The sequence below is a fragment of the Pasteurella sp. WM03 genome (assembly GCF_004570945.1).
GTDB lineage: Bacteria > Pseudomonadota > Gammaproteobacteria > Enterobacterales > Pasteurellaceae > Rodentibacter.
Map to the genome: position 1 here is coordinate 99,925 of NZ_SPPO01000005.1, position 15,986 is coordinate 115,910.

General features: G+C 39.8%; 14 protein-coding genes. 9 read left to right on the forward strand and 5 right to left on the reverse strand.

The features are described from left to right. Positions 1 to 57: 57 nt before the first annotated feature. The 6 genes from E4T92_RS06690 to E4T92_RS06715 are packed head-to-tail and all read left to right on the forward strand — an operon-like array spanning position 58 to position 6,458. The gene (locus E4T92_RS06690; protein ID WP_135093936.1) at positions 58 to 1,755 is read left to right on the forward strand and encodes an ABC transporter substrate-binding protein; all 1,698 of its coding nucleotides are present in this window, start codon (positions 58 to 60) and stop codon (positions 1,753 to 1,755) included. Further along, positions 1,755 to 2,720: an ABC transporter permease subunit gene (locus E4T92_RS06695; RefSeq protein ID WP_135093937.1), complete on the forward strand. Its 966-nt coding sequence runs from the start codon at positions 1,755 to 1,757 to the stop codon at positions 2,718 to 2,720. The genes E4T92_RS06690 and E4T92_RS06695 overlap by 1 nt, the downstream gene beginning before the upstream one ends. Further along, a complete protein-coding gene (locus E4T92_RS06700; protein ID WP_135093938.1) occupies positions 2,710 to 3,597 on the forward strand; it encodes an ABC transporter permease subunit in 888 nt (295 codons plus the stop codon). The genes E4T92_RS06695 and E4T92_RS06700 overlap by 11 nt, the downstream gene beginning before the upstream one ends. Positions 3,598 to 3,599: 2 nt before the next feature. Then, complete coding sequence (locus E4T92_RS06705) at positions 3,600 to 4,652, forward strand: oligopeptide/dipeptide ABC transporter ATP-binding protein (protein ID WP_077542775.1); 1,053 nt, start codon at positions 3,600 to 3,602, stop codon at positions 4,650 to 4,652. Between the two features lie 3 nt (positions 4,653 to 4,655). Next, positions 4,656 to 5,465, forward strand: coding sequence for an ATP-binding cassette domain-containing protein (locus E4T92_RS06710; protein ID WP_135093939.1), 810 nt, complete (start codon positions 4,656 to 4,658; stop codon positions 5,463 to 5,465). Positions 5,466 to 5,525: 60 nt separating this feature from the next. Next, a complete protein-coding gene (locus E4T92_RS06715; RefSeq protein ID WP_135093940.1) occupies positions 5,526 to 6,458 on the forward strand; it encodes a bile acid:sodium symporter family protein in 933 nt (310 codons plus the stop codon). Positions 6,459 to 6,741: 283 nt separating this feature from the next. Here the strand turns inward: E4T92_RS06715 and sppA are convergent, their stop codons facing one another. Next, a complete protein-coding gene (sppA, locus tag E4T92_RS06720; protein WP_135094033.1) occupies positions 6,742 to 8,601 on the reverse strand; it encodes a signal peptide peptidase SppA in 1,860 nt (619 codons plus the stop codon). Positions 8,602 to 8,712: 111 nt separating this feature from the next. Here sppA and E4T92_RS06725 point away from each other — a divergent pair, with 111 nt between their 5' ends. Continuing rightward, positions 8,713 to 9,267 carry an NAD(P)H nitroreductase gene (locus tag E4T92_RS06725; protein WP_135093941.1) on the forward strand — a complete coding sequence of 185 codons (555 nt, stop codon included), beginning with the start codon at positions 8,713 to 8,715 and terminating at the stop codon, positions 9,265 to 9,267. A 61-nt stretch (positions 9,268 to 9,328) separates the two neighbouring features. Here E4T92_RS06725 and E4T92_RS06730 read toward each other — a convergent pair whose 3' ends face one another. The 4 genes from E4T92_RS06730 to folE form a co-directional block, all read right to left on the reverse strand. Next, on the reverse strand, positions 9,329 to 10,756 hold the full coding sequence (locus tag E4T92_RS06730) for a surface lipoprotein assembly modifier (RefSeq protein WP_135093942.1): 1,428 nt from the start codon (positions 10,754 to 10,756) through the stop codon (positions 9,329 to 9,331). Beyond that, complete coding sequence (locus E4T92_RS06735) at positions 10,743 to 11,249, reverse strand: hypothetical protein (RefSeq protein ID WP_135093943.1); 507 nt, start codon at positions 11,247 to 11,249, stop codon at positions 10,743 to 10,745. The genes E4T92_RS06730 and E4T92_RS06735 overlap by 14 nt, the downstream gene beginning before the upstream one ends. 60 nt (positions 11,250 to 11,309) lie before the next feature. Next, positions 11,310 to 12,752 carry a hypothetical protein gene (locus E4T92_RS06740; protein WP_135093944.1) on the reverse strand — a complete coding sequence of 481 codons (1,443 nt, stop codon included), beginning with the start codon at positions 12,750 to 12,752 and terminating at the stop codon, positions 11,310 to 11,312. Positions 12,753 to 13,196: 444 nt separating this feature from the next. After that, a complete protein-coding gene (gene folE, locus E4T92_RS06745; RefSeq protein WP_135093945.1) occupies positions 13,197 to 13,853 on the reverse strand; it encodes a GTP cyclohydrolase I FolE in 657 nt (218 codons plus the stop codon). Between the two features lie 138 nt (positions 13,854 to 13,991). Between folE and moeA the strand changes: the two genes are divergently transcribed. Both moeA and moeB read left to right on the forward strand, forming a co-directional pair. Beyond that, positions 13,992 to 15,206 (forward strand): molybdopterin molybdotransferase MoeA, encoded by a 1,215-nt coding sequence (moeA, locus tag E4T92_RS06750; protein ID WP_135093946.1) that lies wholly within the window; start codon positions 13,992 to 13,994, stop codon positions 15,204 to 15,206. Between the two features lie 3 nt (positions 15,207 to 15,209). Next, positions 15,210 to 15,950, forward strand: coding sequence for a molybdopterin-synthase adenylyltransferase MoeB (moeB, locus tag E4T92_RS06755; RefSeq protein ID WP_135093947.1), 741 nt, complete (start codon positions 15,210 to 15,212; stop codon positions 15,948 to 15,950). Positions 15,951 to 15,986 lie beyond the last annotated feature (36 nt).

A 15,986-nucleotide genomic window follows, 5' to 3' on the forward strand; every position in this document is an offset into this window, starting at 1 on the left:
CCATTTTGACTAATATATCTTAAAATTTACAGCATAATTTACCATAACACATTCATTATGTTACGCCAAAATCTGATATTTTTCTGTATTCTGTTAAATGTGAGCTTATTTAACCAAGTTCAAGCGGCACCGCGTGTGCCGCTCAGCCTCACAGAAAATGGTTTAATTTATTGCACGAATTCCTCAGGATTTTCGTTTAATCCGCAAACTGCAGATGCCGGCACCAGTATGAATGTGGTAACAGAACAAATTTATAACAAGCTGTTTGAAATTAAAAACCACAGTGCCACTGTCACACCATCTTTAGCGCAATCTTACACTATCTCGCCTGATGGAAGAGAAATCCTCATTAATTTACGTAAAGGGGTTAAATTTCATCACACACCGTGGTTCACGCCTACCCGTGATTTTAATGCAGAAGATGTCATATTTTCTATCAACCGTGTGTTAGGGCATGACACCTATTTACCTATTTTAAATCAAGATAATCCTGAACATAGTAAAAATCCACAATATCGTATATTTCATGAACAAGCGAAAAAAGTGCGTTTCCCCTATTTTGATAGTATTAGATTAAATCAAAAAATTAAGTCCATCACCGCCGTGAATCCTTATAAAATAAAAATTGAATTATTTGAACCTGATTCCTCTATTTTGTCGCATCTTGCCAGCCAATATGCCATTATTTTTTCACAAGAATATGCTTATCAGCTAAGTGCTGACGATAATCTCACCCAATTAGACAGCCACCCTGTCGGTACAGGGCCCTATCAAGTACAAGATTACGTCTATAATCAATATGTCCGTTTGTTACGTCACGAAAATTATTGGAACAAAGATGCCAAAATTAAGCATATTTTGGTTGATTTATCCACCGAGCGCACCGCACGCTTAACTAAATTTTTCAATAATGAATGCCAAATTGCTGCTTATCCGGAAGTGAGTCAATTGGGTTTATTGCATGATAATCACGAGCGCTATTATTTACAGTCCGCTGAGGGGATGAATCTTTCCTATCTTGCGTTTAATTTTAATAAACCGCTTATGCGGGACGCTCAAATTCGCCAAGCCATTTCTCAAAGTATTAATCGGGCACGCATTGTCCGCAATATTTATCACAATACAGCAACGGTTGCGAACAATATTATTCCTAATGTTTCTTGGGCATCGGATATTAATACACCTGAATTTGAGTTTGATTATTCGCCAAAACACGCCCAAAACGTGCTGGCAAACAAAAATTTACAGCTCAATATGTGGGTGCTTAACGAAGAACAAATGTATAATCCTTCCCCCCTAAAAATGGCGGAATTGATCAAATGGGATTTGGCACAAGCAGGGGTAAATGTTAATGTGCGCTCGGTGACACGGACATTTTTACTAGAACAACGGAACAAAAAAGCAGAAGATTACGATATGATTCTCACCGGTTGGCTTGCCGGAAACTTAGATCCCGATGGTTTTATGCGCCCAATTTTAAGCTGTGAAACGAAAGGTGATATGACCAATTTATCCAACTGGTGTCACCCTAAATTTAATAGCCTAATGGATAAAGCACTCACTGATACACAATTACATGAACGCGCTAAAAACTACAACCTCGCTCAAAACCTCGTGCTAGAAGAGCTGCCAATTATCCCTATTGCCAATGCAAAGCGTTTTTTAGTTGCTAATAACAATGTGAAAGGGGTGCAAATGAGCCCTTTTGGCAGCATAAATTTTTCAATGCTTTATTTTACTAAGGAGAAAAAATAATGTTGTGGTCAGCATTGCGTCATCTCCTTTGGGTTACACTGTTATTATTTATTTTAACAATCATCAGTTTTGCTATTTTAATGCGTGATCCGCTTAATGCCGAGTTCATCCAAAATAACATTTTGGCTAGCTATTTTCATTATCTCAGAGCCTTATTACAAGGGGATTTGGGAATTACTTATAATGGTGGGCAATCACTAAAATCTCTTATTTTTACGGTGTTACCACCCACATTAGAGCTGTGTTTTACCGCCCTATTGCTTGCCTTCATTTTAAGTATTCCACTTGGTATTCTAAGTGCGGTCAATAATCAGGGAGTTTTTTCTAAAACCTTGCAAACCTTATCTTATGTGGGCTTATCTATCCCGATTTTTTGGCTAGCACCCATTTTGCTCTATATGGCTGCGATTTATCACTGGGAAATCTCCGCAACCGGACAATATAATTTGCTCTATGAAATCCAACCGATTACCGGCTTTCCTGTGATTGATGTATGGTTTGTTGATGTACCTTATCGCACAAAAATCGTACAAAGCGTATTACAACATCTCGCTCTCCCAACACTCATACTCTGTATTTTACCAACCATGGAAATCATTCGGACAATTCAACAGCGGGCAGAATATATTCTTCAACAAAATTACACCAAAACAGCCGTCACCCGTGGATGGTCAAAATGGAAAATTTTGCAACAATATGTTTTTCGCAATACCTTTCCATTACTCGTGCCACAAATTACACGCGTATTCACCTTAGTCATCACCCAATGTATGCTGGTAGAAACCGTTCTCGGTTGGCCCGGTATCGGGCGTTGGCTCATTGATGCGGTAAGCATCCAAGATTACAACAGCATTTCAGCCGGTGTCATTGTATTAGGCATTTGTATTATTACAATTGATACCTTAGCCAAAACTGTGATGTTTATTCTCGATCCATTTAATAAGAAAGGTTGGTATGCAAGATAAAGAACCGGACGAATTTCGTGAAAGTGCATCGATTTATCAAATTTGGTTACAGTTTCGAAAAAATCGCCTTGCCTTAATGAGCTTTTACCTCTTTTTTCTGTTAATTTTAACCGCACTTTTCGCTCCCCTTATCGCACCATATAGCGAGAGTATGCAATTTGTCGGGCAAGAATTAATGCCCCCTTCATGGGTAGAAAAAGGACAGATCGCCTTTTTCTTCGGGACAGACGACCTTGCCCGCGATGTACTAAGTCGGGTGATTATCGGCACAAGCTATACGCTAGGATCATCCCTCATCGTGGTTATCCTCGCCGCCATTATCGGAGGGGCACTAGGCATTTGGGCGGGAATGTCCGGTGGTATTAAAGCCCGTTTCCTTGGGCATATTTTTGATGCTTTTTTATCTATCCCCATTTTACTCATTGCGATCATCATTTCCACATTTATGGAACCAAGCTTGATGAATGCTGTGATTTCCACATTATTGGCTGTACTTCCCTATTTTACGCACGCTATTTATCGCGCGATTCAACAAGAACTGAAAAAAGAATATGTGATGATGCTAAAATTGGACGGAATTTCAAACAGTGAATTGCTACGTAGTACGATTTTACCCAACATTACCGTCTCCTATATTCAGGAAATTTCACGAGCATTTGTTGTCACAATTTTAGATATTAGCGCCTTAAGCTTTATTTCCCTTGGTGCGCAACGCCCAACACCTGAATGGGGGGCAATGATTAAAGACTCTCTAGAGCTCATCTACCTCGCCCCTTGGACAGTATTACTCCCCGGCTTTGCAATCATCATTACGATTTTGTTAAGCATTGTATTTACCAACGGCTTATGCAAAGCTATTAACCAATATTATCAATAACTATGGCTCTACTGGATATTCGTAACCTAAACATTGAAATCAAAACACCATCAGGCCGCGTTAAAATTGTTGACGGAGTCAATTTAACCCTCAATGACGGCGACATTTTAGGTCTTGTGGGAGAATCCGGCTCAGGCAAAAGTTTAATTGCAAAAGTCATTGGTAATGCCACCAAAGAGAATTGGGTTATCACCGCAGATCGTTTCCGTTTTAATGATATTGAACTGTTAAAACTTTCCCCCACACAACGCAGAAAATTAGTGGGTAAAGAAATTTCGATGATTTTTCAAGATCCGCTCACCTGTTTAGATCCCAGTCGGAAAATTGGTAAACAGTTAATTCAACATATTCCAAACTGGACATATCGTGGAAAATGGTGGCACTGGTTTGGTTGGAAAAAACGTCGTGCGATTGAATTACTCCATCGTGTCGGAATAAAAAATCATAAAGACATTATGGCAAGCTATCCTAATGAACTCACAGAAGGGGAAGGTCAAAAAGTGATGATTGCGATTGCGGTGGCAAATCAACCTCGTCTGTTAATTGCTGATGAACCCACTAATGCTTTGGAATCCATTACCGCACGTCAAGTATTCCGGTTGCTTTCCAGTATGAATCAAAACCAAGGTACCAGCATTCTGTTAGTCAGCAATGATATTCCCAGTGTGAGTGATTTTTGTCATACCGTATCTGTACTCTATTGTGGGCAAAATACAGAATCAGCGCCAACACAAACCTTACTGGAATCTCCTCATCATCCTTATACGCATGCACTGGTTCACTCTGTACCGGATTTTACCCAACCGCTCGGTTTTAAGGCTAAACTTGCTACATTAGAAGGTACTGTACCACTTTTAGAACAAATGCCGATGGGATGCCGATTTGGACCACGTTGCCCTTTTTCACAAAAACAATGTATCAAAAAACCGGCACGTTATCGTATTAAACAACATGAATTTTCTTGCCATTTTCCGATTAACTTTCGAGAAAAACATATCAAAGAAACGGTGGTAAATTCTCCATTAACCTTATCCACTGAACCCAATAAGGACTAATCTATGCCTTTATTACAAGTCATCGATCTCTGTAAAACCTTTGATGGCCCAGCCCGTTGGTTTGGCTCAAGATCATTTAATGCGGTGGACAACGTGAGTTTTAATCTTGAACGAAAACAAACACTTGCGATCATTGGAAAAAACGGTTCGGGAAAATCCACATTGGTGAAAATGATAGCCGGAATGACAAAACCCACTTCGGGAGAAATAAAATTCAACAATCAACCTCTTGATTTTGAAAATCCTCATTACCGAACCCAGCACATTCGTATGGTATTCCAAGATGCCAATTCAGCTTTTAACCTACGTCAAAATATCGGTCAAATTCTCGATACCCCTCTTCGACTCACAACGGATTGGGATGAAGAAACACGTAATCAGAAAATTTTTCAAACTCTCACAATGGTCGGACTTTATCCTGATTACACCAATTTAAAAATCAAACATCTTTCAATCAGCCAAAAACAACGTATTGCCTTAGCCCGTGCGCTTATTTTAGAACCTGAAATTATCATTGTGGATGATTCCCTTGGCGGACTTGACGCGTCTGTACGCATACAACTGGTTAATCTCACCCTTGAGCTTCAAGCCCAGCTTGGCATTGCCTATATTTATGTGGGACAGGATTTAGGTTTAGTCAAACATATGGCAGATCAAGTACTCGTGATGGATGAAGGAAAAATCATTGAATACGCCCCGCCTAAAGATCTGTTTTGCACGCCTCAAACAACCGTAACAAAACGTTTAGTCGAAAGTCATTTTGGGCGCCTACTTGATGAAAGTGCTTGGATTCGCCAAAACATAGATGATTGATTGATAAGAAAAATACTTTTAGAATCAACCGCACTTTCTATTACTTAATCAGGAAAAACCATGCAAACACTACTTAAATTAACCCAATTTTTCAGTAAAACTTTTGCACTATGGGCGATCGTTTTTGCTGTTCTTGCTTTTCTATTTCCAGACACATTTAAATTTTTTACCCCTTACATCCCCTATTTACTTGGCTTGGTTATGTTTGGTATGGGCATCACACTCACTTTCAATGATTTTGGTGAAGTCGCCAAACATCCGAAAGCGGTATTTATTGGTGTGGTAGGTCAATTTGTGATTATGCCGGCTATCGCATTTTTCTTGGCTAACGCCTTTCATTTACCCTCTGACCTTGCCGTAGGCGTCATCTTGGTCGGCTCTTGCCCCGGCGGGACTTCATCAAATGTAATGACCTATCTGGCAAAAGGTAACACAGCTCTCTCTGTTGCCTGCACCACGATTTCGACTTTACTTTCACCACTTTTAACGCCAGCAATTTTCTACTTACTGGCAAGTCAATGGCTTGATATTAATGCCTCCGCAATGTTTATGTCGGTCTTAAAAATGGTCTTATTCCCGATTTTCTTAGGATTACTCATACGTATGCTATTCAAAAACGTCATTGCTCAAGCCGGCCAAATTACGCCATTAATCTCCGTTATTTCAATTGTCTTAATTTTGTCTGCCGTAGTGGCGGTGAGCAAAGATAAAATTGTGGAATCAGGATTATTAATCTTTAGTGTCGTTGTATTACACAACTGTTTAGGTTATTTCACAGGTTTTCTTGCCGCAAGATTGTTTAAACTCAATACGGCGGATAGCAAGGCCATTGCCATTGAAGTCGGTATGCAAAACTCCGGTTTAGGGGCTGCACTTGCAGCAGCACACTTTAATCCAATTTCTGCCGTACCTAGTGCCTTATTCAGCTTCTGGCACAATGTATCCGGTCCGATTTTGGCAAATATTTTCTCGACGATGAAGAATAAAAAATAAGCAGTATTATGCCACTATTATACAAATCTAACGTCAGGTTTATTTGTAGGGAGATGCTTAGTAGCTTAAATTTCTATCCTTGAACATTTGCTTCATAATACCTAAAATAAGGATAAATTTGACCGCTCTTTATAAAAGAAAAGCAGGTATTACCCTGCTTTTTAATTAAAATCAATTCCTTGAATACAATTTTCATATACGAATTGAAGCAATGTTTCCCATTTATTTTGATCTTGATAATCAAGCAGAAAGCTTTAAATAAAATTTATCAAAATAATTTTCACTACTTCACTTCCCCACAACTCAAACAATACAAATATTGTCCTTTGGGATCATTAAATTTATTTAGCTGATTGAAATGCTGTTTAAATTGTTGGAGAGGTTTGGGAAGATCAAGCCATTGTGCAAACAGTAACTGTCCGCTTTGTCTAAAATCACGAAATAATTTACTCACCAAACCGGTATCTTCTTCAACCATCCATTCCACTGTAAAATTTTCAATCACAGGATCACGATGAAGATTTACCAATTCACCTGCCTTTTCTACGGCACGATCAAAATCTCCCAGCTCATCTACAAGATTATGTTTGAAGGCATCTTTACCCAACCATACTTGACCTTGTGCTATGTTATCTACAGCATTTTTTGACATTTGGCGACCTTTACTGACTAAAGTCAAAAATTTATCATAGCCATGCTCAATTTCTAACTGATAAATATCTTTTGTATTTTTTGTGAGCGGACTAAAAATCGAGCCTTCAGCCAATTCTGTGGTTTTTACCCCATCTGCATTCACGCCAATTTTTTTCATCGCATTTTCAAAGGTTGGCAACATTGCAAAAATACCAATAGAACCGGTGATGGTATTTTTATCCGCAATAATGTAATCAGAGGTAGCAGAAATCCAATAGCCCCCCGATGCCGCCATCGCTCCCATAGACACGACAACAGGTTTTCCGGCTTTTTGTAAATTATCGACTTCTTGACGAATCAATTCCGAAGCGAAAGCACTTCCCCCCGGTGAGTTTACCCGTAATATCACCGCTTTCACGCTTTCATCGTCATATGCCCTACGCAGTAAACGTGCCACCGTGTTGCCGCCTACATCCCCTTCTGCACTTTCGCCATCAATAATCGCCCCTTCCACATTCACCACGGCAATTTTATTTTCCCCCATTGAAGAAGATGCCATTCTATCTTCAAATCCGGACAGATACGTAGAGAAATCCACCATATTCACCTCACCTTCCGTGTTTTTGCCAAAAAGTGCGGTCAATTTTTTATCTAAATCTAAATTGCTAGCAAGATCTGTCACTAATTTACGCTGTTTAGTATAAGCGGTATTATCCCCCTTTAAGGCTTTCAAGTCGGCTAAATATTGCTTCGCATTCGGTAATAGTGTTTCCTTCGAGATATGGCGGTTCGTGCTGACAATCTGAACGTAACTTTCCCACATACCGTTTAACCATTGATTCATATTTGCCTTTGCTTCCGGCGACATATCATTACGTAAAAAAGGTTCAACGGCAGATTTATAAGTACCTACACGGAAAATATGAGGCGTGATAGCCAATTTATCCAATAAATCTTTGTAGTATAAATTCTCTTGTGCCAAGCCTTGAATGGATACCTGCCCGATTGGGTTCAAATAAATTTGATCGGCAAAACTGGCTAAAAAATACTGGCCTTGGGAATAATTATTAGCAAAGGCAATAACGGGTTTCTCTGAAGTTTTAAAATCCTGAATCGCTTTGCCGATATAGCCCATCGCCGGCAAATCTCCACCGGAAAAATAATTAAGATCCAATACCAAGCCTCGAATGCTATCATCATTTTTAGCCAAGTTAATGGCATAAACTACATCGAAAGTCGATATTTGTAATGGAATGTGATCGTTTGTGCTTAACTCTCGTAGTGCTTGTTGCCAACCAAATGCCTCATCACGATTGTCTGCTAAATAACCGTCTAGATTAAGTAACAATGCCCCTTTATCAGCAGTTAAATTCATACTGCCTTTTTTCGTATTACTAGTGAAACTAAACAGGGTAATTAACAATAAAACAAACACTAAAAAGAAAAAATTCATCACTAAATCACGAATAAAATTTAGTGCGTGCCAACAAAATTTAATCACTCGAAAAATAGGGTTCATAGGGTATCAGATAGGTCAAAAAATTGTGCTTAGGGTAACATAAACCCGTGCTAAAAACTATGCTATAATCCACCGCACTTTTATTTTATATGAGAGAGAAAAATGGATGCTTTAACCCTTTTAACCACCCGCCGTTCCAATAAAAAACTCACTGCACCTGCGCCTAATAAAAGCCAACTTGAACAAATTTTCCAAGCCGCACTTCGTACCCCAGACCATGGAAAATTATCCCCTTATCATTTTGTTGTGATCGAAAAGGAAGGGCTGGATAAGCTGGAGGTCTTGCTAAAAGAAGCGGTAGTCGAACTCAATCTTGGTGAAGAGCGGTTAAAAAAAGCGGAGAATTTGGCACACCGTGCCCCTATGGTGATCGCTGTTATCGCAAAAATTAGTCCTGATGTAGCAAAAGTACCGGAATGGGAACAATTAGTCACCGCAGGTTGCGCAGCATACGGCATTCAACTTGCTGCCCATTCACAAGGCTTTGACAATGTTTGGATCACCGGTAAATGGGTAAACGGCAGCGCACTACGCCAAGCCCTAGGTTGCCGTGAACAAGATGAAATCGTGGCACTCTTAATGATCGGTACGGCGGCAGAAAAAACGGATAGAGAATGTCGCCAAGAAAATATTGAAGAATTTGTGAGTTATTTATAAAAATCCTTCCTTTAAAAAAGTGGGTGAACAAGATTCACCCACTACACTATCTCCAATAAATTTAAAAAGATTTCTCAAAAATCAAATTCAGGTTTTGGCGGTCGTAGGAATACATTGTCGGGATATTACTTTTTTGTTTTCGGTAGGAAAATTGTAATTTGGGTGTAATACCGAGAAAATGCCAATCCCGTTTCCATAAGGTCAAATTCACATTAAAAATACGATCTTTACGAACTTTTCCTAAAGCAATCAGCCTGCCTAGCACCGCTTCGTCTTTGTAGTGACGTTGTGAAATGCCGAAACCCAAACGGCTTGAAATGCCTTTGCCCCATTCTTGCCCCCAGCCTAAACGGATGGATTTCGTGTCCGAGCTATACTGTTTCACTTTGGTGATTTCACGGTTAAAATCACCGCCAAAGTAGAAAAATTGCCGTGGCGTTCTTGCCCAAACCAGCGTGGCAGAAATGAGTTTTCGATTACCGTCTTGGCTGTAAGCGTCAAAATAACGCTGTTTGGCAAATTCTGCGGCACTTGAAAGTTGCCAATTCGGATTGAGCCAATGGCTTAATTCCAATCTTGCGCCATTTGCCCATTGGTAACTTTCGCCGCCATACCAACGCTTTTCATAAAAGGGCAGCAGACTCAAGGTAGATTGTGCGGTTTTGTAACGCAGTCCAAGGGAAGTGCGGTTATAAATATCATCATAATCGTGATTATCCCAATAACTTTTACCCGACAGATCGTTTTCAAAGCCTAAATAATAGCGGTTGCCGAGATTAAAATCTTTGCCGAGATAGAGGTTATAAGCAATCCCGTGTGCGGTTTGCGGCATCATATCATCATTTTTCACAAAGCCTGTTTGCTCAATATTACGGCTGTCGCCCGTATTATTCACGTTGGTATCACGCACATAATAGGCGCTGGCGGAAATCTGCCATGAATCCCGTTCCTGCAAGGCATCTAAATAAGCATTGATAAGCTGTTGCACTTGGGCAGATGTGGCAGGATCGCTCAAGGCTTTTTGAAATTGTTCAGTGGCGGCGGTGTTTTGTTTATCCTGAAATAAGGCGATGGCAAGTTCAATGCGCACAGGGTTAAGATCCGCCCGTTCTGCCAACATTTCACGATAAATCCGAATGGCTTGGCTTAACTCTCCGCTTAGTGCCGCATGTTTGGCTTCCGCAAATTGGACAAGCAAACGGTCGTTTTCAGGGAAAGTTTTGTAAATCGCCAACAATTTTTCAATCAACTGAGGATCACGGGCGTAAATCGCTTGGGTTAAGAGTTGTTGGGTTAAAATCGGGTTGTTTTTTAAATCCGCTTCGGAAAAATGGAGCGGTGGTTGATTTTTCCCTTGAAGGCTTACCACCGGTTCAACTTTCTGCGGTGTCGCCACTTTAATGTTCTGCTGCGGATCAGCAAAATTTGCCGAGGCAGGTAAAGTGAAAAATAGGGAGAAAAGTGCGGTTAGGAATTTATTTGTTTTCATTTTTTTTATTTTTGTCTTCTAATTTAGGTTGTGATTTTAAAAAAGCAGTTTTTCCTTTAATCCAATTAATACTTTTTTGTTTTATTTGTTTTAGTAAATTGAAAGGTTTATTATTTGGGATATAATCAATTACAATAGAACTAATAACACCAGCTGTAAGTAAAACAAAACCAGTCTCAAACCAGCCTAAATTAAATGCAGACACTATAGTTGTAGTAATGCTTGTAATTCCTCCTAAAACTATAGGAAACATAATATATTTAACTATCCCCTCAATTGTAGATTTAAAGAATCCTTCTTTTATTCCCCAAGAAATAAGTAATAAAGAAATCCCTGATGCAATTAAACTAAGATTTATATATTTAATATTCCAAATAGGTATTATTTCTTCTGTAAGGAAAATTCTTCCATACAATAAATTATAAATACCAAAAATTATTAATAATATTGCAACTACAACTTCAAGACATTTATAGTAATTCTTTTTTTTCATTTTCCTACTCCTAAAACGCCCCTTTCGGGGCGTGGTTAATATTAAATTTAAAGGGTTAAATTATTGTGCGGTTGCGCCGTAAACAGCTTGGTAGGTTCCGAATTCGCCACCGAGTTTCTGTTCTTCAAACTCAATTTTGATTTCACCAGCCACCTCTTTTCTATTGGTAGAGCCCAGCCCCACATATGTTCCCTGCTTCAGTTTATCGGTCTCTAGTGTTTTACCGTCTCTATAGGAAAAACTACCAGTATATCCATCCATTAAAAGGTCTGTTTCACTTAGACGAACACGCCCAATACTATCGGAATTAAGGTAACCGCTAATCCGTTCTTTATCAAAATCAGCCTTGAGTTCAATCGTGCCATCTTTTTCGTTAAAAGTTACGATATCTTTACGATACAGAGCTCTAAGTGATCCATCGTCAGTCGGGCTGTATGGGTCTATGTCTATATAGGAATAGTTACTCTTATGTTGCCGATAATCCTCGTAAGCTGCTTTATCTACATATTTCCCTTCAACAGTGTAAGTAGCCATTACGTCCCCTTTATAGGTTGCACTACCTCTGAGTAGTTCAGGGGAGTTTTTATTGATAAATGTATTATCAACATAACTTAAGAACTGGTAACCTTGGTCATTATCCGCTAATACACCATAAAAAGAATAAGGTTGATTAACGATGGTATAATTGAGTTGGTTTTTACCTGTGCCATCGTTTACGATTAAGTCAGGATGAGTAAAACCCCCTCTATGAAGACCGTATTGATAGTTAGATAATTTACCTATATCCATTTCAATGTCTGTATTATTAACAGATAATGAGCTTTTGTTTATTTGAGAATAAGCTCTAACGCTCTTATATTTCAATTCAGGATCGTTTGAGAAGGCTTTGCCATCGTATAAAGTTATCACTCTATCCCCCTCCGCCATTGATGGAATTTCAGGCTGAGACGGCTGGCTAGGCTGTTCAGGCTCTGATGGCTGTTCCGGTTGAGTCGGTTGGCTTGGTTGAGATGGATTATCCGGCACGACCACAACAGGCGGTTTATTTTGCTCGGCTTTTTTCTCAATCAAAATGTTTTGCACATTCGTCACATTGATTTGTGCTTGTTTCACATCTTGCTGTGCCACCACTAAAATTTTATTTTGCACGGTTAAGGCTTGGTTGGCTTCTGCCAAGGCATCACGTTTTTCTTTTAATGCATTGGCATCCGGTTTTTCCGCTTTTTCCAACACACTAATTTCTTGATTAAGTGTGGTAATACGACGGTTAATTTCCGTAATTTGAGTTTCCACTTGGGTAAGTTTGGTTTGGCTATCGCTTAGCACTTTTTGTGCTGTTGTCGCACTTTGCTCAAGCTGTTGTACGGATTGTTTGCTGTAATCAATGGCTTTCACCGTTGGAACAGGTTCAATCGGTTGAGGTGTATGGCTACCGGAAGAACCAAAAATTTTACATCCGCTCAACATTAAAGCCACAATCGCTGCCGCTGCTGTCTTTTTCATCGTAACGTTCATTGTTACCTCCAAATTAAATCAATTTCTGTGAGTATGTTTCTGTTTTTGCAAGCAAAAACGGTAATATCGTACAAAAAAAAAACAAAAGTAAAGCAAAAATTAAACAATTTGAGCAAAAACAATTCAACCCAATGATTTGGCGCAAGAAACCATTAATGGCTTAAAATTTGCCTGTGATTTTTCAACAAACTGACCTGTGGGAATCGTGGGATAAAGGGCGCATTTGGTTTTCAAGAAATGGAGGAATAAATCAGGAAAAAGTGCGGTCGAAAATAGGGCTAAATTTTAGATTTTTAGCTGCTGAAAATATGATTTTAGGGAAAACGGTAGGGACACACTGCGTGTGTCCGTTTATAACATATTGAAATTGTTTGATTTTATAACGGACACACGCGGTGTGTCCCTACGCTTTATCGTTTAGGAATTTAGGATTTATTTTTGAACAGTGGCGAGAAATTCTTTGCGGGTATCCCGGTCTTCTAAGAAAACCCCGCCATAAGCGGAGGTCACCGTATAGCTGTGGGTGTCTTTAATGCCACGGGCTTTCACACAAAAGTGGGTGGCTTTCACATAAACCGCCACATCATCGGTTTCTAAAATGGTTTGAAAAGCGGTGAGAAGCTGTTCCGTTAATCGCTCTTGCACTTGTGGGCGTTGGGCGAAAAAGGACACAATTCGGTTAATTTTAGACAACCCAATCACCCAATCTTTCGGGTAGTACGCCACACAAACTTTGCCGTCAATGGTGACAAAATGATGTTCGCAAGTGCTGGTGAGTGTGATGTCATTGACTTGCACCATTTCACTCACTTTCATTTGATTTTTAATTTTTGTCATTTTCGGGAAATTGGCATAATCCATTCCACTGAAGATTTCATCAATAAACATTTTTGCCAAACGATGAGGCGTTTCTTCCAAACTGTCATCCGCCAAATCTAACCCAATGAGTTTCATCACTTCATTCATATGTTTGGCAATGCCAATGCGGCGTTCATCTTTATTTTTGCTCAGGTCAATCATTGGGGTTTCAATGCCTTTTTCTCTTAACGCATTTCTTACGCTTAGGGCATCGGGTGAAATTTCGCTCATAACAGTCTTTCCTAAAAAAATGATGGGCTATTCTAGCAAAGGATAGGCAGATCGTAAAATGAGAAAAATTGCTCATTTGAATGAATAAATCTTTAGGGATAAAATAATCGGCAATTTTTCTCAAACTAAGGATTCGCTATGCTGACTTTGGATCAAGCACGCAATCAAATGCTGGAACAACTCTCCGCTCCCTCAATTACCGAAACCGTTAATTTACAAGATGCAGCAAATCGAGTTTGTGCGGAAAATGTGATTTCCCCGATTAATGTGCCTTCTTTTGATAATTCCGCAATGGACGGTTATGCAGTGCGTTTGTCAGATTTACAACAATCCCTCACGCTTTCTGTTGCGGGTAAATCCTTTGCGGGCAATCCTTTCCAAGACGAGTGGGCGCCACAAAGTGCGGTCAGAATAATGACAGGCGCAATGATTCCGGCAGGCACGGATGCCGTCATTATGCAAGAGCAAGTGACATTGAATGCAGACGGCACCGTCACTTTTTCTGAATTACCCAAACCAAACCAAAATATTCGCCGCATAGGTGAAGATGTGAAAAAAGGGGAAATTGTATTACCACAAGGTGCGTCTTTAAATGCGGTTTCTTTGCCGTTATTAGCCTCTCTCGGTATTGCCGAAGTAAAATGCTATCCACGTTTGAAAGTCGCCATACTTTCCACCGGTGATGAATTGGTTGAAGTGGGGAAACCACTTCAAACCGGTCAAATTTATGATACCAATCGTTTCACCATAAAATTATTACTTGAGGCATTACATTGTGATGTGATCGATTTTGGCTTACTCCCTGATAATGAAGTCGAATTTGAAAAAGCCTTTATCAATGCTCAAAAACAAGCAGACCTTGTGATAACCAGCGGTGGCGTTTCTGTGGGAGAAGCGGATTTTACAAAAACCGTGTTAGAGAAAGTAGGAAAAATTAATTTTTGGAAACTGGCGATCAAACCGGGGAAACCTTTCGCCTTTGGCAAACTTGAAAATGCGTGGTTCTGTGGATTACCGGGCAATCCTGTTTCCGCCTTGGTGACCTTTTATCAACTGGTTCAACCCTTAATTGCGAAACTTCAAGGGCAAAAATGTTGGAAAAAACCACCGAACTTTTCGGCTATCGCAGCCACAAACTTGAAAAAAACACCGGGGCGTTTAGATTTCCAACGTGGTTTTTATCAGATCAATTCGGAAGGAAAAATTGAAGTGCAACCGGTAGGATTTCAAGGTTCACATTTATTCAGTGCCTTTGTGAAAAGCAATTGTTTTATTGTATTAGAACAAGACAGAGGCAATGTGAACGCCGGTGAAACCGTCACCATCGAACCTTTTAATCATTTATTAGGTTAAAAAATGACAATACTCAGTTACGAAGAAGAATTACGCTACAATCGCCAAATTATCCTCAAGGCAGTGGATTTTGACGGTCAAGAAAAACTCAAAGAAACCAAGATGCTTATTGTCGGCTTAGGTGGCTTGGGCTGTGCAGCGGCACAGTATCTGGCTGCGGCAGGTATTGGGCATTTGACCCTGTTGGATTTTGATACGGTCTCCCTTTCTAATCTTCAACGTCAAATATTGCACTGTGATGCCCGACTTAATATGGCTAAAGTCGAGTCCGCCAAAATCGCCCTTGAACAAATCAATCCCCATATTGAAATCGAGACAATCAATGCGAAAATGGATGAGGAAAAACTCGCCGAAATTCTACCGCACTTTGATGTGGTGTTAGATTGCACCGATAATGTCGAGAGCCGAAATGAACTTGATCGCCAGTGTGAAAAAGCAAAAATCCCCTTAATTTCCGGTGCAGCGATTCGTATGGAGGGAATGGTTTCAGTATTTACCTATGAGCCTCATACCCCAACCTACCGTGATCTCAGCCAACTTTTTGGTCAAAATAGACTGAGCTGTGTCGAAGCCGGCGTCCTTGCGCCAATTGTGGGTGTTGTAGGTTCGATCCAAGCCTTAGAAGCCATTAAAGTGCGGTTAAATATCGGCAAAAATTTGTGCGGTCGGTTATTGATGATTGACGGGCTCTCAATGCACATACGAGAAGTGACATTACCTAAAATAGCAATTCCTGCCAGCTAACAGACCAATATTTTCTCACTCAGCCATTGAAAAAAG